The 17,898-nt window shown below is 66.5% G+C and carries 13 protein-coding genes and 1 pseudogene; 3 read left to right on the forward strand and 11 right to left on the reverse strand.

All coding sequences use genetic code 11. The features are described from left to right. Positions 1-699: 699 nt before the first annotated feature. Both ACVPT3_RS04660 and ACVPT3_RS04665 read right to left on the reverse strand, forming a co-directional pair. Positions 700-1,221 carry an RNA polymerase sigma factor gene (locus ACVPT3_RS04660; protein WP_492043030.1) on the reverse strand — a complete coding sequence of 174 codons (522 nt, stop codon included), beginning with the start codon at positions 1,219-1,221 and terminating at the stop codon, positions 700-702. Between the two features lie 8 nt (positions 1,222-1,229). Further along, positions 1,230-1,601: a hypothetical protein gene (locus ACVPT3_RS04665; RefSeq protein ID WP_492043031.1), complete on the reverse strand. Its 372-nt coding sequence runs from the start codon at positions 1,599-1,601 to the stop codon at positions 1,230-1,232. Between the two features lie 165 nt (positions 1,602-1,766). On the opposite strand from ACVPT3_RS04665, the gene ACVPT3_RS04670 reads away from it, so the two are divergent. The 3 genes from ACVPT3_RS04670 to ACVPT3_RS04680 all read left to right on the forward strand — a co-directional run bounded on the left by ACVPT3_RS04670 (position 1,767) and on the right by ACVPT3_RS04680 (position 6,790). After that, on the forward strand, positions 1,767-3,785 hold the full coding sequence (locus ACVPT3_RS04670; protein ID WP_492043032.1) for a M13 family metallopeptidase: 2,019 nt from the start codon (positions 1,767-1,769) through the stop codon (positions 3,783-3,785). A 179-nt stretch (positions 3,786-3,964) separates the two neighbouring features. After that, on the forward strand, positions 3,965-5,536 hold the full coding sequence (locus ACVPT3_RS04675; RefSeq protein ID WP_492043033.1) for a serine hydrolase domain-containing protein: 1,572 nt from the start codon (positions 3,965-3,967) through the stop codon (positions 5,534-5,536). Positions 5,537-5,791: 255 nt separating this feature from the next. Then, positions 5,792-6,790: a polysaccharide deacetylase family protein gene (locus ACVPT3_RS04680; protein WP_492043034.1), complete on the forward strand. Its 999-nt coding sequence runs from the start codon at positions 5,792-5,794 to the stop codon at positions 6,788-6,790. 188 nt (positions 6,791-6,978) lie between these two features. Here ACVPT3_RS04680 and ACVPT3_RS04685 read toward each other — a convergent pair whose 3' ends face one another. The 9 genes and pseudogenes from ACVPT3_RS04685 to ACVPT3_RS04725 all read right to left on the reverse strand — a co-directional run bounded on the left by ACVPT3_RS04685 (position 6,979) and on the right by ACVPT3_RS04725 (position 17,885). Beyond that, a complete protein-coding gene (locus ACVPT3_RS04685; RefSeq protein ID WP_492043035.1) occupies positions 6,979-7,449 on the reverse strand; it encodes a nuclear transport factor 2 family protein in 471 nt (156 codons plus the stop codon). 75 nt (positions 7,450-7,524) lie between these two features. Next, on the reverse strand, positions 7,525-8,571 hold the full coding sequence (locus tag ACVPT3_RS04690; RefSeq protein WP_492043036.1) for a serine hydrolase domain-containing protein: 1,047 nt from the start codon (positions 8,569-8,571) through the stop codon (positions 7,525-7,527). A 373-nt stretch (positions 8,572-8,944) separates the two neighbouring features. After that, complete coding sequence (locus tag ACVPT3_RS04695; RefSeq protein WP_492043037.1) at positions 8,945-10,384, reverse strand: IS1182 family transposase; 1,440 nt, start codon at positions 10,382-10,384, stop codon at positions 8,945-8,947. Between the two features lie 147 nt (positions 10,385-10,531). After that, positions 10,532-10,774, reverse strand: a complete 243-nt coding sequence (locus ACVPT3_RS04700) for a hypothetical protein (protein ID WP_492043038.1) — start codon at positions 10,772-10,774, stop codon at positions 10,532-10,534. A gap of 459 nt (positions 10,775-11,233) precedes the next feature. After that, positions 11,234-11,451 (reverse strand): annotated as a pseudogene (locus tag ACVPT3_RS04705) (hypothetical protein); the annotation flags it as partial. Between the two features lie 20 nt (positions 11,452-11,471). Then, the gene (locus ACVPT3_RS04710) at positions 11,472-12,518 is read right to left on the reverse strand and encodes a DUF2891 domain-containing protein (protein WP_492043039.1); all 1,047 of its coding nucleotides are present in this window, start codon (positions 12,516-12,518) and stop codon (positions 11,472-11,474) included. A gap of 2 nt (positions 12,519-12,520) precedes the next feature. After that, positions 12,521-13,486, reverse strand: coding sequence for a DUF979 domain-containing protein (locus tag ACVPT3_RS04715; protein WP_492043040.1), 966 nt, complete (start codon positions 13,484-13,486; stop codon positions 12,521-12,523). Further along, on the reverse strand, positions 13,483-14,226 hold the full coding sequence (locus tag ACVPT3_RS04720) for a DUF969 domain-containing protein (RefSeq protein WP_492043041.1): 744 nt from the start codon (positions 14,224-14,226) through the stop codon (positions 13,483-13,485). Before ACVPT3_RS04720 ends, ACVPT3_RS04715 begins: the two co-directional genes overlap by 4 nt. A gap of 53 nt (positions 14,227-14,279) precedes the next feature. After that, a complete protein-coding gene (locus tag ACVPT3_RS04725; RefSeq protein WP_492043042.1) occupies positions 14,280-17,885 on the reverse strand; it encodes a hydantoinase B/oxoprolinase family protein in 3,606 nt (1,201 codons plus the stop codon). Positions 17,886-17,898 lie beyond the last annotated feature (13 nt).

Here is a 17,898-nt window from a genome sequence, read left to right on the forward strand (position 1 = left end):
GCGGCCTCTGGCGAGGGGATTCGCGGATGAGAGGGACTGTAGCGGTCGGGTGGGATAGCGAGAATCCGTAGCCCTACGGTGGTAGAGGGCGGGAGACAGGCTCGACCTTTCGTGCGTCCTTAGGGGCCGATCCTGACTGAGGCTGTGTAAAACCCGACTCGCAAAGAATTTTGAGCAACATCCTGCCCTTAAAGGCTGTAGGGGTGCTTTTCTTTGCATTTACTCAGCCGACTTCAGCCGAAGGCGGGCAGATTATTGCGCCGAAAATCGGGTTCGATGCGTTTTTACACGGCCTCGACTCAACCCGGACTTTCAGATCGTCTGCTGCTGGCTGGCCCTGAGCTCGGGCGGACCTCATCACGCATCAGGAGAGGCCATGGCGAGGTCGCTCCAACCCCATCGGATGACCAGTCGTAGCTGAGCACCCATACGCAGACGACGCCGGCAACCAGCCAGGCGGCCACGGGAAGGCTGGCGTCGCCGCCCCACCTCGCCAGAAACAACACGCTACAGACCATGGCCAGTCCGATGCTTCCATCCCACCCCGCGCGCCGCAACCAGCCGCTACGGAACTCCGTTCTCCGCGCCTCGGCGGCGACCAGACGGTCCACCTGCGACGCGAAGCGATAATCCGGAGGTCGTTCGTGGGGCGAGAGAGTCGCGCGAATTTCGGCATCCATCTGTTCGACCTTCACAGGTTCAGGCTCCCCTGTCCAAATTGGCGCGGAGATCTCGCTTGGCCCGGGAGACAATACTTTTCAGCGTACCCAGGGGCGTTTGAAGGATGTGGGCGGCTTCGGCGTGCGTCCAACCCTCTCCCTCGCAAAGCTGCAGAGCTGCCCGTTCGACAGGACCAAGCTGGTCGATGGCGGCGCCGAGATCCATGCGCATCGGGTGGTCGGGTTCGAGGCCGGCGTCGGCGGCGAGCAGGGCGGCGCCGGCGGTTGTGCGGAGGGCCAAGCCGCTTCTGCGTCGGTCGTCGAGAAACATCCGCCAGCCGATCCTGTAGAGCCAGGCGGCGTAATTTCCTCGACTATCGAACTGCCGCGCTCGCCGCCAGGCGCGCAGGAAGGTCTCCTGCGCCAGGTCGTCGGCGAGAGCAGGGCCGGCCGAACGCGCCAGAAAGGCTCTCAGGCGTCGCTCATGGCGCAGAACCAGTTGTGAGAACGCCTCGCGGTCCCCGGCGGCCGCCCTGGCGTTCAGGACCGCATCGTCCTCCATGTGATCGATCAGGTCCGTTGGCGCCGAAGCACGACGAGGCCGTAGATCAGCATGGCCCCCCCAACCAGACCGGGAAAGACCGCGACCCCCAACGCCAGGCGAATCGTCGCTTCCTGACCCTGGATCAGACCGAACGCTGCGGTCGCCAGGCCGATCGCGATCAGGATCAGGCCGTTTCGAACTTCTACGGCGGCTCCCGGGCCCGCGGGGCGATCAAACGCCTGGGCCAGAATCTCGGGTGCGATCCGGTCGCCGGCGTCGAGGGCCCGCCGCATCGCCCTTTGCACGAGCGCGAGGCGCGCAAGGCGCAGCACCTGAACGGCGATGACGAGGAAGACGATCGAAATCACGACCGCGCCGGCGAAATGGGGTTCCAGCATGAAGTCTCCGATCCGTTGGTTTCCAGCCATTGACGCATCTGGACCCGATATGGATGACGCTTGTGAACCGGCGAGACAAATATTTCGCACCCGATCATCCAGCGGGACCCGGGATGCGTCACCTCACGGACAGCCCGACGCGGGGCTGACTGCGAGACATTCAAAATGACGCCTCTACGGTTCCTGCCCCTGGTCGTGGCCGCCCTCGTGTTCGGGGCCGCGCCAGGAAACTGTCTGGCTCAAGCCCCTCTGATTGAAGCTCCCCAGACTGAAGACATCGACGCCGTGGACCTCTCCGTGAGGCCCGGCGACGACTTCTATGCCTACGCCAACGGCCGGTGGCTCGATGAAACGACCATTCCCCCGGATCGCGCCTGGGTGGGAACCACCCAGACCCTGCAGGACAATGCCGCGCGGCAGACCGAAGCCCTGATCCTCGAAGCCGCGGCGCGGCCCGGATCAAGGATCGGCGACCTCCACGGCAGTTTCATGGACGAGGCCTCCATCGCCTCAAGAGGTCTGGACCCCGTCCAGCCCTGGTTGCAGGCGATTGCGGCCTCTTCGGACCACGCCGCGATCGCTCGAACCATGGCGAGCCTCGCACGCTTCGACATCGGCGGCCTGATCGGGTTCGGCGTCGGGCAGGATGACCGTGTGCCTGACCGCAGCGCCCTGACCCTGAAACAGTCCGGTCTGGGCATGCCCGGTCGGGACTACTACCTCGCCGACGATCCGCGTCTTATTGAAGTGCGAGGCCAGTACGCCGCCTATCTCGCGACCTTGCTGAGACTCTCAGGCGAAGATCGGGCCGTGGAGCGGGCCGCCGACGTGGTGGCCTTCGAAACCCGGCTCGCGGAGGGGCACTGGACGGCCTCCGACTCTCGCGACGCGGTCAGGACCTATAACGCCATGACAAGGGCCGATCTGGACGCGGGCTCGCCAGGATTCTCCTGGAGCGCCTATCTCGATGGCCTGGGGGTCCCTCCAGCCGCCGCCCTGATCGTCGCCCAGCCCAGCGCGCTCGCGGCCGAAGCGAGGGTGTTCCTGGCGACCCCCGAGCCCGTGCTGCGGGACTATCTGAAGCTTCGGCTGCTCAGCAGCTACGCGCGCTTCCTGCCCCCGGCCTGGGAAGAGGCGCGCTTCGGCTTCTTTGGCCGCGTGCTAACCGGCGCGACGGACCCCGCGCCGCGCGCCGCCCGGGCCGTCATGTTGGTGAGCAATTCGCTCGCGGATGACGTGGGGCAGATCTATGTGGCCCGACATTTTTCTCCGAAGGCCGAGGCCCAGGTCAGGGCGATAATCGACAATCTGGTCGCCGCTCTGGACGACAAGTTTGCGCGTTCGTCCTGGATGTCGCCGCAGGCGCGTCAGATGGCGCGCGAGAAACTCGCGGCCACCACCATCCAGATCGGCCATCCCGCCCGCTGGAGAGACTACTCCGGCCTTCGGATCGCGCGGGACGACCTGATCGGCAATGTGTCTCGCGTCAGCGCATTCCGCTTCGCCGAAATGATGACGGATCTCGACAAGCCCTTTGACCGAACGCGTTGGGGCGCTCCGGTCACGACCGCGAACGCCTATGCCAGCGCGGCCGCCAACGACGTGGTGTTCCCGGCGGCCTACCTGCAATCGCCGCTGTTCGATCCGGACGCCGATCCGGCGGCCAACTACGCCGGCCTTGGCGCCACGATCGGTCACGAACTCAGTCATCTGTTCGATGACCAGGGACGAAAGTTCGATGTCACCGGCGCCTTGGGCGATTGGTGGTCGGTCGAGGACGAGCGCGCGTTCGTCGACAGGCAGGAGGCGTTGATCGCCCAGTACGACCAGTATGAGCCTCTGCCCGGCGTCCACGTCCGAGGCGCCTTGACCATCGGCGAAAACATCGCGGATCTGGCGGGGCTCGAGATCGCCCTGGACGCCTTTCATCGCTCGAACGTCCCGGAGCCGTCTCTCCCGAACGGCTTCACGCCGGACCAGCGCTTCTTCCTCGCGTGGGCGCGAGCTTGGCGCGCAAAATACCGTGAAGACTATCTCCGGCGCCAGCTTCTGGGCGATCCTCATGCACCGGCCAGGGAACGCATGCTCACGGTTCGGAACCTCGATGCCTGGTATGACGCGTTCGATGTCAAAGCCGGTGACGCCCTGTACCTGCCGGAAAGGGAGCGCATTCAGATCTGGTGATTTCCGGCCCGCATGTTCGGGCCAGGCGCGGTTCAGGCTGATGCGTGCCGGACATCACCTGTTCAATCGCGCAAGCGTCTGCACAGCTTGCGCAGCGACTGAGGGCGACGGTCCTCGCCTGTTCGGTTTTGCCGCCAGCGAGCGATAAGTCATTTCCGAGTTAAACGGAGGAGTAGTCGATGAAACGGATACTGGCGACTGCGGGCGGATGCCTGATCTTTTGGACGGGAGACGTCGCCGCCCTGGCTCCGCCTCAAACGACCCGCCCTGTTCAGTCCGCTGCGCCTCCGGCCGAAGCGCCGACGCGGACGCCGGAGGATCGGGATCTGCTCTCCGCCCTCGATGGAGGCCTGCGTCCCAATGTGATTCCTGCAGGCCAGCAGGCTCCCGGTTGGTCGCTGGCCGAGCGCATGCGTCAGTACAATGTGCCCGGAGTGGCGATCGCGGTCGTGAGGAATGGCGAGGTGGTGCGCTCGGTCGGCTACGGCCTACGCCAGGCTGGTACGCAGGATAGGGTTGATGGCGACACCCTGTTTTCGGTCGGGTCGATCAGCAAGGTGGTGACGGCCTCGACGACCTTGCGTCTGGTCGCTCTGGGGCGGCTGGATCTGGATCGCAATGTCGGCGACCACCTGACGCGGTGGGCCTTGCCGCCTTCCGCCGAGGTTCCTCAGCCCCAGGTCAGTCTGCGCATGCTGATGTCGCACACCTCCGGGCTGGGCGTGCACGGCTTCGCGGACTATCAGCCCGATGAGCCCTTGCCGACCCTGCTGCAGGTGCTGGAGGGAGAGGCTCCCGCCAAGGAAGACGCGGTGCGCTTCAGGAATGCGCCCGGACGGGTCCAGGATTATTCCGGCGGCGCGGTTACCGTCGAGCAGGCCGTGCTGGAGGACGCGACCGGCCAGCCGCTCGAGGCCTTGGCCGAGGCCCTGGTCTTTACGCCGCTCGGCATGCGGCGAAGCACGTTTGAAAGCCCCCTGTCGGCTGCGCGCGGCAATATCGCCCGGGCGCATGACGGCGACGGCGCGCCCACGGCCCTTCCGCGCGGCTGGGAGAGTTTCGGCGAGAGCGGCGCCTCCGGCCTGTGGACCAGCGCCAATGATCTCGGCCGGCTCGTGAGCGGCCTGATCAACAGCTACCAGGGCCGATCCGACTTCCTGCCGCAACCGCTTGCGACGGCGATGATGACCGAGGTGTCTCCGGGCGCCTTCGGCCTGGGGCCCAAGCTGGGCGGCGCCGGTCCCGGCCGGTACTTCTTCCACCTTGGGGCCAACGAAAGCTATCTGGCCTTTATGGAAGGCTATCCGGAGACCGGCGACGGCTTCGTGATCCTGACCAACGGCAGCAACGGCGGCGCGCTCGTCACGGAGGTGCGCAACGCCCTGGCCGACGCGATCGGCCGGGGGGGCCACGCCCCGGTGCAGGCCGTGGCGCTGCGCCTGCCGCCCTCGCCGGACTATGCCGGGCGCTACCGCCTCGACCCTGCCGTGCCGATGGACCTGAGCCGCGCCGCGGCCGACAGCTTCGACCATGACGCCTTCGAGATCAGCATCACCGACGATGCGGTCGCGGTGACCCTGCCGGGCCAGGAGCAAGCGACGACGTTGCTGCCCCTGGGTCCGTCGCACTTCGTTCAGGCCGGGCTTTACACGATCGGATTCGAGTTCCGGCGCGACGCCTGGAACCGAGTGCGCGGCGTGACGGTCTCGATACCCGAAGCGAATTCGATCACCTATTATCAGCGGGAATGAGCGGCTGTTCGGGCGGCGTCCGGCGGTCTCCTCGAGAAGATCGAGGGGCTGCGGGCGCCGCCAACAGACTTTCGCCGTGCCCGACGATTGAACACTGCAACCCGATGTCCGGAGACCCGGCGGGTTCTGAACCAACGACGGAATGACCCTTTGCTGGAGGCTGGTGAGACAATGCTGATGAGGAATGTCGAGATCTATAGTTGCTCCCTCCGGAAACGGCCGATGAGGGGGCGCCCGCAAGCCCGGACGCAGGTCATGGTCGGGTTTGGTCTCGCCTTAGTTCTTGGTGCGGGGGGCTTCTTCGGGCCGACGCCCGCGTCGGCGCAGGATCGCTCCACTGACCGGAGCGTTGCGATCACCTTCGACGATCTGCCGTATGCAGGCCCCGTCGGCGAAGAGGAAGGCGCGCTTACGCCGACCGAAATCGTCGTGCTGAATGCGCGGGTTCGCGAGACCCTGCAGAGATTCTCCGCACCGGCGACCGCCTTCGTCGTTGAAACGACGGTGGAAGCCTTGGGGAATGAGGCGATCCCAGTTCTAGGCGCCTGGACTGACGGCGACTTTTCGCTCGGGAACCACAGCTATTCCCACGCCGACACCAACGGACTCGATCTCGCCGGAATCGAGCAGGAGATCGTTCGCGGCGAAACCGCGATCCGTCCCCTCATGGCAGAGGCGGGCAAGCCGCTGAAGTTCATGCGCTTCCCCATGAACCATACCGGAGACACCGAGGAGAAGCGGGCCGGCATTGAGGCCATTCTTCAACGTTTGGGCTATGTCTCCGCTGCGTCCACGATCGATACGTCCGACTACATGTTCGAGCGCGCCTACCGCACGGCGCTGCTCCGGGAGGACGAGGCGTGCGCCGCCCTTGTCCGCCAGAGCTACTTGCGGCATTCCGCCGTCCAGATCGACTACTACGCCGACCTCAATCATCGGGTCTTGGGTTACGCGCCTCCCGACGTCGCCCTGCTGCATCTGAATCGGATCAACGCCGATACGCTAGCGGATCTGCTGAACCTGTACGTGTCGCGCGGCTACCGGTTCGTCACCCTCGATGAGGCGCAAAGCGATCCCGCCTACACCCGGGCGGCGACGTTCGTTTCGCGCTACGGCCCCATGTGGGGATACCGCTGGGCCCGGGAGAGAGGCGTCCGCGTCAATGGCGCGGCCGAGGCCGAGCCTCCCGAGTGGCTTGCGCGATATGCGGACACGGAGGCGGAGACGTGCGGTGAAGCGCCCGAGGCGGCGTGACCGACAGACGCCTCCACCGGGGCGGCGGAGTGAAGCCGCCGAACAGGATGGCGCCCGCATGACCGAATGCCAGCCAGCCGGTCAGTTTGAGATCGTTCGGACCTGGAGGGTTCAGAAGCAACCCCAAGGCGCGCAGCGCCTTGGAAGGCGATCGCTACGGCGCACGGCGCTTAGAAGTACGGGTTCTCTTACTGCGCCACACGGACGACGTGAGCGGAAATCGCCCGCCATCGGCCGTCGCGCCTGACGTACACGTCGGCATAATCGTTCGTCGCGCTGAACGCACCATCCCCCGTCGTCCCCGACATCGCGGCCCGGCCGGTCACCATGGCAGAATCGCCGAACACCAGGATTCTGAGATTGGTCCAGGACAACTGATCGATCGTCCGATCCGGGCGCGTCGCGACGGCGATCAGATCGGTCTTGGTCATCAGCCGGTCGCCCGGATAGACGGCCTGAAAATCGTCGGCCAGGATGCGTTCGAGAGCCGCTCCGTCGTGAGACCTGTAGGCGTTCAGCCAGTCCCGGTTCAGGGTTTCCAGTTCCTTCTGGTCGGCTTCCGCCACAGCACCGGACGTCATTGACTGGGAGACGACAGGGGGGGCGGGGCTTGCCGACGGGTCGGCCATCAAGGCGGCGAGCGCAGCGAGGATAATCATCGGATGGGTTTCCTTAACATTCCAGGACTTTGACGAGCTGAGGGCAGGCTTCTGCGTTCGGGTTTTTGATGACCTCTACGCCCAGCGGGCGTCCAGCAATCGAAGCGCGATCCGGTCCATGGTCTGCTGCGACATGTCGGTGTTGTTGAGCAGGACGACGGTGCGCTTCTCGTCCAGCACATGGGCCAGCACCGAGCGGTAGCCGTCGGTTCGCCCGGTCTCCCAGGCCGCCTGACGCGTTCCGTCGGGCGTCGCCAGCAGGGCGACCCGGCCGCCCAGGGCGTAGTGCTGCTCCGGCACGGTGATCTTCAGCATTTCGGCGCGGGAGGACGGCGTTAGAAGCGGGGTGTCGAAGACGCCCGAGGCCGCGCGCAAAAGATCGTCGGCGGTGCTGCAGAATCCGCCCGCGGCGGCCAGGAACAGGGGGCGCGGCGACATCTTCAGGACGGGCGGGGAAACAGTGCTGTAGGCCCTGGCTGTGTCCGGGAGGTCGGCGAAGCCCGGCTTCATCACCGCCGTATCCCTGAGTCGCAGCGGCGTGATCACCAGATCGTCGACCACCCGCTCGAAGGGCCGTCCCGTTGCGGCCTCGACCATGGCGATGACGAGGATCCAGTTGGTGATGGCGTAGTCGAACCGGGCGCCCGGCTCGAAGATCAGATCGCCGGAACAGAAGGCGTGCGCCGCCTCGGCCGCGCTCAGGGTGGAGGTCTTCAGCGTGGGATCGGCCTCGGCCGCCGGGCCATAGAGGTTGGGAATGCCGCTGGTGTTGCTGAGCAGCTGGCGCAAGGTCACGCGCCCGCCCGCGTCCTTGCGGAAGGACGGCAGGCTTTCGGCCACCGTGGCGTCCAGCTTCATCACGCCCTGCTCGACCAGTTGCAGCACCGCGAAGACGGTCAGCCATTTGGAGATGGAGGCGATGACGTAGCGATCGCGAACCGAGGCGGCGCGCCCGGCCTCGGCGTCGGCGACGCCATAACCCCTGCGGAAGGTGGCCCGCCCATTCTGGCCCAGCAGGACGACGCCGTTGAAGCCGAACTCGGCGACGACGCCGTCGATGCGATCCTGTTCCGTCGCGGCCAGGGCCGGACCCACGCCCGCCATCGCCAATACGCCCGCCATTACGGTCCGTCGATCAAACATGAGAAAACCCGATACGCCGACGGGAGGAGTTCCGACGGCGAAGGCTAGGCGGAGCGCGGGGTCGGCCGAAGTGAATTCGCGGTAAGCTTGGCGGACCCGCTCACTGAACGGCTTGACAACGACCTTGCACCCCAAGGGGCCGCCGATGCGGGCCCCTGAGCAGCCGTTGGAAGGCATCGGGGACTCTGAACTCTCCCCCGGACCGGGTGGAGGATCAGGGACGGGCCCGGGTCCCGATAGAGGACGACATCGCCCGAATTTTACCTCGGCCGAAATCCTGAGTGAGGCCGTGTAAAAACGTGCGGAGCTGGCTCGAATCGGATCAGGCATTCAGGCGCAGAGCGCCTTCGCCTCAGGCTCTGATCGCGTCCATCAGGGGCTTGGTCCCCAGCACCGCCATCACCCGCTTCATATTGTAGGCTAGGATGTGGAGACTGATCTCGGTCTTCACGTTGGGCAGGCGCTTCATCAGGAAGTGGGTGTGGCCCATCCAGGCCTTGATGGTGCCGAACGGGTGTTCGACCAGGCTTCTTCGGACGCGCATGGCGCGTGGCGTCAGGTCCATTCGGGTCCGCAGGGCGTCGATGACGGCCTCATGTTCCCAGCGGGTGATCCGGCGTTCGAGGCTGGGCGTGCACTGAGGTTTCAGCCGGCAGCCGGTGCAACTGGCTCGGTCCCAGTAGCGATGCAGCGTTTGACCGCGTTCAATGGTCGTCATGTGATGCGGCAGCAGGGCCCCGGATGGGCAGCGGTAGACGTTCTGGTCAGGCAGATAGACGAAGTCTTGCTTGCCGAACCGGCCATCCGCCTTGGCGCCGGAGGTCAGGGGTTTGGGCACGAAGGGCGTCACGCCCAGGCCATCGCAGGCTAGGATCTCCTCGCCGGAGAAGTAGCCCCGGTCCGCCAGCACATCGAGCACCTCCACGCCCATCGCATCCTTGGCCTTGCTCGCCATCGCGGTTAGTTGCTGCCGGTCCGAGCCGGTCATGACGACCTCGTGGGCGACGATCAGGTGATGCTCGCCTTCAACGGCCGACTGGACATTATAGCCGACGATGCCGCTGCCCCGACCGGATGTCGCCATGGCGCGGGCGTCGGGATCCGTCAGGGAGACCTGGCCGTCAGGCGCCGCCTCGACCTCGGCCTCCATAGTCTTCAGCATCGCCATCTGGGCGCGCAGCCACGCGACCTTCTCGACCAGGCGGTCGGATCGGGCTTCTACCCCTTGTCCCTCGTGACGGTCCGCCGTGTCGAGGTCCTGCAAGTAGCCGGCGATGTGCTCGGCGACCTGCTCGATCCGTCGCTTCACCTTGTAGGCGGTGAAGTTCTTGTCGCGGGTGTTCACCGCCTTGAACTTCGAGCCGTCGATGGCGACCAGGGCCGCGCCGAACAGGCCGAGCTGGCGGCACAAGACCACGAACTGGGCGCATGCCGCCTGGATCGCCGAGCCGTTCTCGCGGCGGAAGTCGGCAATGGTCTTGTGATCCGGAGCCAGTCGCCCCGTCAGCCACATCAGCTCGACGTTGCGCTGCGCCTCGCGTTCCAGCCGCCGGCTGGACTGCACCTTGTTCAGATAGCCGTAGACGTAGAGCTTCAACAGCATGGCCGGGTGGTAGGCCGGGCGGCCCGTCGCCGCCGGCGTCATACCCTGAAAGCCCAGCCCCCTCAGGTCCAGCTCATCGACGAAGACATCGACCACCCGGACCGGATTATCCTCGGCCACATAGTCGTCGAGACATTCGGGAAGCAGCGTGGGCTGCCAGCGATCTGCACCCTGAACGAAGCGGCTCATACCCACCTCCTGCTGACCCCGGAAGGCTAACCTAATTCGCTCATTCGGACGACGTTTTTACACAGCCTCCTGAGTATTTTCAGAAGCCCGCCGCTGATGACGGGCATACAGACGGCAGCTCTTGGAAGGGCTGGGAAAAAGGCTCGGTCAATCAGCATCTTCCGCTTCGATGAGCCATCGAGTGGGAGTAGGGGGCGGCGAAAAAGCGGCGTAGACTCTGACGAGGAATTCGCTGATCGCGGGGCGAGATTGGCGAGCGGGTGTGGACGGATCAGCTTCGAACACCTCGCCGACAGCTCGCAAACGCTGCTGCAGACGAGGTGCCGCGAAGTCGAGATAGGCGCGGAGCTTCAACGGTTGGCGCTGGCGCGCGGCGTGGATGATCTGCACCGGGGAGGGAGGTGTAGCCCGCTGCCGGATAACTTCGCGATGGACGCTCTCCGCCGCCTGATTAGTTATATGTAGGCGTCGCTAACGCCGGCTGCTGCAGCGGCGATTACCGCATCGGCCGTTTTCACGGAATAGCCGGGCGGATCATGACGGTATGCTCGCCGCGTGGGCCGGCGAATGACCAGTCTCGCCAGAGTTCGAGGCTTTCGTAGGCGATGCAGGCGTGGCCGGCGGGGGGCGGGCAGGGCGGTTGCACCGCGGCGGTCGAGATCGTCGGCGCTGGCGCAGGTGACCCAAACGCACCTCGCCGACACGGTGCGCGACCACGGAACTGTTGGGAAACTTGCCAATCCGCTCGGCCACATCGACATGAGATTCGACGAGGCGGTGGTGTGCCGACGTCGGGCTGACGGCCATGTAGCCTGGCACTGGAACGTCGGCATCATCGCGCCGCCGCTGCTAAACAGACGATTGAGGTGCGGTTGATCCATTTCGCTCGCCGCTGAGGTTGCCGTTCAGATGCCAACGCCGGTCCAGCGCTTGGGCGGTGGCGGCGAAGAGGAACTCGTCTTTGCGCCGTTGGACCCCTGCAGGCGCAGTCGGTCCAGCTTCAGGATCCGTTTGAGGTGGGCGAGCAGCATTTCGACCTTCTTTCGCTCGCGCCGGGAGATGACGTATAGACATTGGCGAGGCTGCCTTATGAACCGCGCGGCCCATTGCGATTGGGCCCGGCCTCCGGCGGCTGCAGAGCCAGCAGGGCGAAGCTGGCCAGCCAGTGCTCGCCCATGTAGTCGCCCGTGACATGGGGCAGGGCGACCGCCAGATGATCGGTCGCCGCGCGGTGGGTGACCGGCGCCAGGGGATGATCCATCGGCAGGGCGGCCCCGATGGCGCGCCAACACCAGCCGCGGCTCAGGTTCAAGCCGTCGAGATGGGCGATCTTGCCGTCGGTGCGGTCACTGACGCGGGCGGGCGACAGCAGTGTGGCGGGCTGGCCCTCTCCCAGGCGGGGCAGGAAGGCATCGAACCAGATTCGAAAATCTTCCAGCGGGAGGACGCGCCGCATCAGTTCCGCCTCCATCAGGGCCGGGGACAGGAACTCGTCCTGGGAGGGCTCCCAAGCCTGGCAGTCGTTATCGTCGGCGTGCCAGCGCAGGGCGGCGTCGCGGCAGGCCTGTGCCAGATCGGCGTCGTGGGCGTCAGCGTAGTCGAGGGTCAATCTAAGAGCGAAGGCGGTGTTGTAATGGGTTCCGACCCGCACCGGATAGTCGGCCAGCGGCAGGAAGGCCTTGAACCGGTCGGCGAAGACCTGGGCCAAGGGACGCAGGGTCTCGAACCAGCGCCGGCCCTCTTCGGTCTCGTGGCGGCCGAGTTCGGCGCTCAGCATCAACAGCCAGGCCCAGCCGTAAGGACGTTCGAAGCCGCGCGCCTCAGGCCGGGCCAGATAGGCGGCTTCGCCTGCGACATGGTCCGGCGTGAACAGGGCCTCGGCCGTCGTGCGGATCTGTCGGGCCTCCGTCATGTCGGGGTGCAGGCGATAGAGGGTGAACAGGGTCCACCAGCCGTGGACGCACGAGTGCCAGTCGAAACTGCCGAAGAAGATCGGGTGCATGTCGCGCGGGGTGCGGGCGTCCTGCGGTCCGGTCAGCACATGCATGATGTGGTTCGGATACTCGCGTGTCACATGGCCCAAGGCCGTCGCAGCAAAGCGGGAGGCGAGGGCGGCGTCGAGGCTGTGCGTCATGATCAGAACCGGAAGGCGAGAAGATACATCAGCAGCATATTGGCCAGGAGCATGATGGCGGCGGTGGGCAGCTGCGCGCGGATGACGCCGTTCACGGGCGCGTTGCGGTCGGGCAGCTCCAGCAGATTGGCGGGCACGACGTTGAAGTTGGCCGCCATGGGGGTCATCAGGGTGCCGCAGAATCCGGCCAGCATCCCGATGGCGCAGACGATGGACGGATCGCCGCCGAACTGGCGCACGACGATGGGCAGGCCGATGGCGGCGGTCATCACGGGAAAGGCGGCGAAGGCGTTGCCCATGATGACGGTGAACAGGGCCATGCCGGCGCAATAGGCGAAGACCGCCAGGAAGGCGGACGTCATGGGCAGGACCCGCGCGATCAGGTCGCCGACCACCTGGCCCACGTCGGCGGCCAGGAAGACAGCGCCAAGCGAGGCCAGCATTTGGGGCAGGAGCGCCGCCCAGCCGATCGAGTCCATCAGGCGACGCCCCTCCTGAACCGGGGCCATGACCGGCGGACGGAACCAGGCCAGGGCCGCGATCAGGGCGACGACGCAGCCCAGGCCCAGCGAGATCAGCGTCGTCTGCACCGGCGAGATCAGCCAGGCCCCGGCGGGCGTGTATTTGGCGAGCAGCGTCCCGCCGACGGCGATCAGGGGCACCATGAGGGCGGGCGCGAACAAGGCGTTCCCCCAGCGCGAAGCGCCGGCTTGACGCTGTTCGCCAGTGGTGGTGACGGGGTTGCCGACGCCCAGCTTGCCCGTCGCGCCGATCACGACCAGCGCGATCACGAGCAATCCGTTGCCGAGGCCGCCCAGCCACGAACCGAACAGCAGGGAGAGGGCGATCAGCCCCCAGAACAGCGCGCTACGGAGCCGGGTGGGGTTCAGCGGATCTCGCAGGCTGAGGATCGAGAAGGCCGCGAACATCAGGCCGGTGGCGACATAGGCGTGTTCCAGTGTGATCATCGGCCGGCCTCTGTCTGATCCGCATTCCTGATCGTATCGGGGACAGTCATGTCCTTCCCAACCTGACGGTCGAACATCAGCAGGCGGGCGCCGTGGACGACCAGAGCGACAATGGCGGTGGGGATGGCCCATAGCGAGACGTGCAGGGCCTCGACCCGCACCCCGGCCTGTTCAAGGAAGCCGACGATCAGGACGATGGAGCCGATGGCGATGAAGATGTCCTCACCGAAGAACAGGCCGATGTTGTCGGTGCCGGCCGCCATGCCGCGGATGCGGAAGCGGGCCTTGTCCGTCAGGGGACCGTGTTCGGTCTCGGCCGCGCCCTCGGCCATTGGCGCGATCAGCGGGCGGACCATCTGCGGATGGCCGCCCAGGGAGGTTAGGCCCAGGGCGGCTGTCGCCTGGCGCACCACCAGATAGATCAGCATCAGCCGCCCGGCGGTCGCGGCCCTGACCCGGGTCACAAGATCACGCGCCCGCGCCTGCAAGCCGACCCGTTCCAGCAGTCCGATCACCGGCAGGACCAGCCAGGTGATGTGGAAATAGCGGTTATCGTTGAAGGCCTCGCCGAACCGGCTGATGGTGTCGATCGCCGCCGTCAGCAGGGCGCGGGCGTCGACGCCCGGTCCGACTGCGGCCAGAACCCCGGTCGTGATCGCCGCGACCAGAACGACCACCAGCGGGTTGATCCGGGCGACGAAGCCCGCGACCACCACCGCAATCCCCCAAAGCACCAGCATGGTTCATCCCCCTCCGGACAAAGGATTGCGCGGTTCGGTCGGCTCAGGAAGCCTTATTCGCCGAAGCCGCCGCCGCCCGGCGTCTCGATGACGAAGACGTCCCCGGGCGACATCGAGACTTCGGCCGTCGAAGTCAGAGGATCGACTGTTCCATCCACCCTCTCGATTCGGTTGACGCCCGTCGCGCCTGGTCCGCCGCCGTCCGCGCCGAAGGGGGGGACGCGCCGGCGGTTCGACAGGATGGCGGCGGTCATCGGCTCCAGGAAGCGGATGCGGCGCACCGCCCCGTCTCCGCCGCGCCAACGCCCGACGCCGCCGGAGCCGCGCCGGATGGAGAATTCCTCCAGAAGGACCGGAAAACGGGTTTCCAGCACCTCAGGATCGGTCAGGCGGCTGTTGGTCATATGGGTCTGGACCGCGCTCGTCCCGTCAAAGCCCGGGCCCGCGCCGGCCCCTCCGGCTATGGTCTCGTAATACTGCCGCGCATCGTCGCCGAAGGTGAAGTTGTTCATCGTCCCCTGGCTGGCCGCCAGCACGCCCAGCGCGCCGTACAGGGTGTCCACCACCGCCTGGCTGGTCTCGACATTGCCCGCGACCACGGCGGCCGGATACCGGGGGTTCAGCATCGATCCCTCCGGCACGATCAGTTCGATCGGCTTCAGGCAGCCCTCGTTCAGCGGAATGGCGTCGTCCACCAGGGTGCGGAAGACATAGAGGGTCGCCGCCCGTGTGATGGACAGCGGCGCATTGAAATTGGTCGGCCTTTGCTCGCTCGTTCCTGTGAAATCGACCACGGCGCTGCGCGCCTGAGCATCCACGTCGATGCGGACGCGAATGACCGCGCCGTCGTCCATTTCATAGGCGAAGGCGCCGGGTTTCAGAGCGGCGATGGCGCGCCGCACGGCTTCTTCGGCATTGTCCTGGATATGGCCCATATAGGCCGCGACGACAGGTCGGCCGAACTCCGCGGTCATGCGGACCAGTTCGTCGGCGCCGCGCGTACAGGAGGCGACCTGCGCCTTCAGGTCGGCCAGGTTCTGATCGATATTGCGCGAAGGATGACGGCCCGAGGCGAACAGGGCGCGGGTCTCGGCTTCGCGCAACCGTCCCGCCTCCACCAGCAGGAAATCGTCGATCAGCACCCCCTCGTCCTCCACCGTCCGCGACGAGGCGGGCATGGAGCCCGGCGTGGTTCCGCCCACGTCGGCATGATGTCCGCGCGCGGCGACGAAGAAGGCCGGAACGGCGTCCTCGTCCAGGAAGACGGGCATGATGACGGTGATGTCGGGCAGATGGGTGCCGCCATTGTAGGGGGCGTTCAGCATATAGACGTCGCCGCGCGTCATGCCGCCGCCGCCGCGTGATGCGATGACGGTACGAATGCTCTCGCCCATTGAGCCCAGATGGACCGGGATGTGCGGGGCGTTGGCGATCAGGGCGCCGGTCGCGTCGAATATGGCGCAGGAGAAGTCCAGACGCTCCTTGATGTTCACCGAATAGGCGGTGGCGCGCAGGGCTTCACCCATCTGTTCGGCGCAGGCCATGAAACGGCTGTTGAACACCTCCAGCATGATCGGATCGACATCCGTGCCAATGGCCGTGCGAGCGGGCAGGGGGACGACCCGCTCCAGCAGCAGATTGGCCTGGGCGTCGATCGTCGCGCGCCAACCGGGCTCGACCGCGGTGGTGCCGGTGTCTTCCAGCAGTATGGCCGGCCCATCGACGGCCAGGCCCGGCGTCAGGCCGTCGCGACGATAGACGGGGGTGGGGCGGTCCTGACCGGCCATGCGGACGTTCAGTTCGGCGACGGTCTCCAATGATCCGGTTGCGGGGGGTGGGGTCGGCCTCGACGGCGCCTGGTCCGAATGGCCGACGGCCTCCACTTCCAGGGTCTCGACAATCAGGGCCTTGTCCTCGGCGAAGAAGCCGAAGCGGCGGCGATGGAGGGCCTCGAAGGCCTCGGCCATCGCATCGGCGGGACCGAAGGGCACGACCAGCGGCGTGTCGGATCCAGCGAACTTGATCTCCGCCCGCGCGACGGTCGAGACGGCGCCGGCCGCGAAACCCTGGGCTTCAAGATCGGCCCGCGCGAGTGTCGAGAGCGCAGAGATCCTGTCGGCCAAGACCCTGTCGCGCGTGGCGTCCAGGGGCGTCGCCTCGGTCGCCTGGCGCACGGCTCTCACCTCGGCCAGGCCCATGCCGTAGGCGGACAGCACGCCCGCGAACGGATGCAACAGCACCTTGGTCATGCCCAGGGCGTCGGCGACCAGACAGGCGTGCTGCCCGCCGGCGCCGCCGAAACAGTTCAGCACATAGCGGGTGACGTCATAGCCGCGCTGGATCGAGATCGAGCGGATCGCCTCGGCCATGTTCTGGACGGCGATGGTGACGAAGCCCTCGGCCAGCTCGCCTGGCGTCGTGGCGCGTCCGGTCGCAGCCTCGACCTCGGCGACCAGGGCGTCGAAGCGGAGGCGTACGGCCTCGGCGTCCAGCGGCTGGTCGGCGTCCGGCCCGAAGACGGCGGGGAAGAAGTCGGGGCTCAGCTTGCCCAGCATCAGGTTGCAGTCGGTCACCGTCAGGGGGCCGCCGCGCCGATAGGCGGCGGGACCCGGCACGGCGCCGGCCGATTGCGGCCCGACCCGCATCCGCCCGCCCTCGAACCGGCAGATGGAGCCGCCGCCTGCGGCGACCGTGTGGATGCTCAGCATCGGCGCGCGCAGCCTCACCCCGGCGACCACGGCGTCAGAGGTTCGTTCGTATTCGCCGGCGAAGTGAGAGACGTCGGTCGAGGTGCCGCCCATATCGAAACCGATGGCGCGGTCAAACCCGGCCGCCTTAGCCGTCTCCGCCATGGCCACCACGCCGCCGGCCGGTCCGGACAGGATCGCGTCCTTGCCTCGAAAGGCGTCGGCGGCCGTCAGTCCGCCCGACGACTGCATGAACTGAAGCGGCGTCGCCGGGCCCAGGTCAGCGCCGACCCGCTCCACATAGGCGCGCAGGATCGGCGACAAATAGGCGTCGGCGACAGTGGTGTCGCCGCGTCCGATCAATTTGATCAGGGCGCCGACCTCGTGGCTGACCGAGACCTGATCGAAACCGACGTCGCGCGCGATCTCGGCCAGCCGTTTTTCGTGATCGGGGAAACGCCAGCCGTGCATGAGGACGATGGCCACAGCCCGCAGGCCTGCAGCATGGGCGGCGGTCAGATCGGCCCGTGCCCGATCCTCGTCCAGACGACGATCCACGGCGCCGTCCGCCCTGACCCTTTCGCCGATCTCGACGACCCGATCATACAACTGGTCGTTCAGGACGATGTTGCGCACGAACAGCTCGGGCCGCGCCTGCCAGCCGATGCGCAGGGCGTCGCCGAAGCCCGCAGTGATCGCCAGCACGGTCGGCTCGCCCTTGCGTTCCAAAAGGGCGTTGGTCGCGACCGTCGTGCCCATCCGCACATCATCGACCAGACCAGACGGCAGAGGCCCGGACTCGACATCGAGGATGCGTCGAATCCCTTCGACGGCGGCGTCGGCATAATGTTCCGGATTGACCGACAGCAGCTTGTGCGTCCGGAGCGCGCCATTGGGCGCGCGGGCGACCACGTCGGTGAAGGTGCCGCCCCGGTCGATCCAGAATCTCCAACGCTTCGTCGACACGGTCATGAAGTGCTTTTAC

The sequence above is a fragment of the Brevundimonas sp. FV1ps31S genome, assembly GCF_058681265.1.

Coding starts and splice junctions, on each gene's coding strand:
- ACVPT3_RS04660 (WP_492043030.1), bottom strand. CDS start 1,221: ATGGAGGACGATGCGGTCCTGAACGCCAGGGCGGCCGCCGGGGACCGC.
- ACVPT3_RS04665 (WP_492043031.1), bottom strand. CDS start 1,601: ATGCTGGAACCCCATTTCGCCGGCGCGGTCGTGATTTCGATCGTCTTC.
- ACVPT3_RS04670 (WP_492043032.1), top strand. CDS start 1,767: ATGACGCCTCTACGGTTCCTGCCCCTGGTCGTGGCCGCCCTCGTGTTC.
- ACVPT3_RS04675 (WP_492043033.1), top strand. CDS start 3,965: ATGAAACGGATACTGGCGACTGCGGGCGGATGCCTGATCTTTTGGACG.
- ACVPT3_RS04680 (WP_492043034.1), top strand. CDS start 5,792: ATGGTCGGGTTTGGTCTCGCCTTAGTTCTTGGTGCGGGGGGCTTCTTC.
- ACVPT3_RS04685 (WP_492043035.1), bottom strand. CDS start 7,449: ATGATTATCCTCGCTGCGCTCGCCGCCTTGATGGCCGACCCGTCGGCA.
- ACVPT3_RS04690 (WP_492043036.1), bottom strand. CDS start 8,571: ATGGCGGGCGTATTGGCGATGGCGGGCGTGGGTCCGGCCCTGGCCGCG.
- ACVPT3_RS04695 (WP_492043037.1), bottom strand. CDS start 10,384: ATGAGCCGCTTCGTTCAGGGTGCAGATCGCTGGCAGCCCACGCTGCTT.
- ACVPT3_RS04710 (WP_492043039.1), bottom strand. CDS start 12,518: ATGACGCACAGCCTCGACGCCGCCCTCGCCTCCCGCTTTGCTGCGACG.
- ACVPT3_RS04715 (WP_492043040.1), bottom strand. CDS start 13,486: ATGATCACACTGGAACACGCCTATGTCGCCACCGGCCTGATGTTCGCG.
- ACVPT3_RS04720 (WP_492043041.1), bottom strand. CDS start 14,226: ATGCTGGTGCTTTGGGGGATTGCGGTGGTGGTCGCGGGCTTCGTCGCC.
- ACVPT3_RS04725 (WP_492043042.1), bottom strand. CDS start 17,885: ATGACCGTGTCGACGAAGCGTTGGAGATTCTGGATCGACCGGGGCGGC.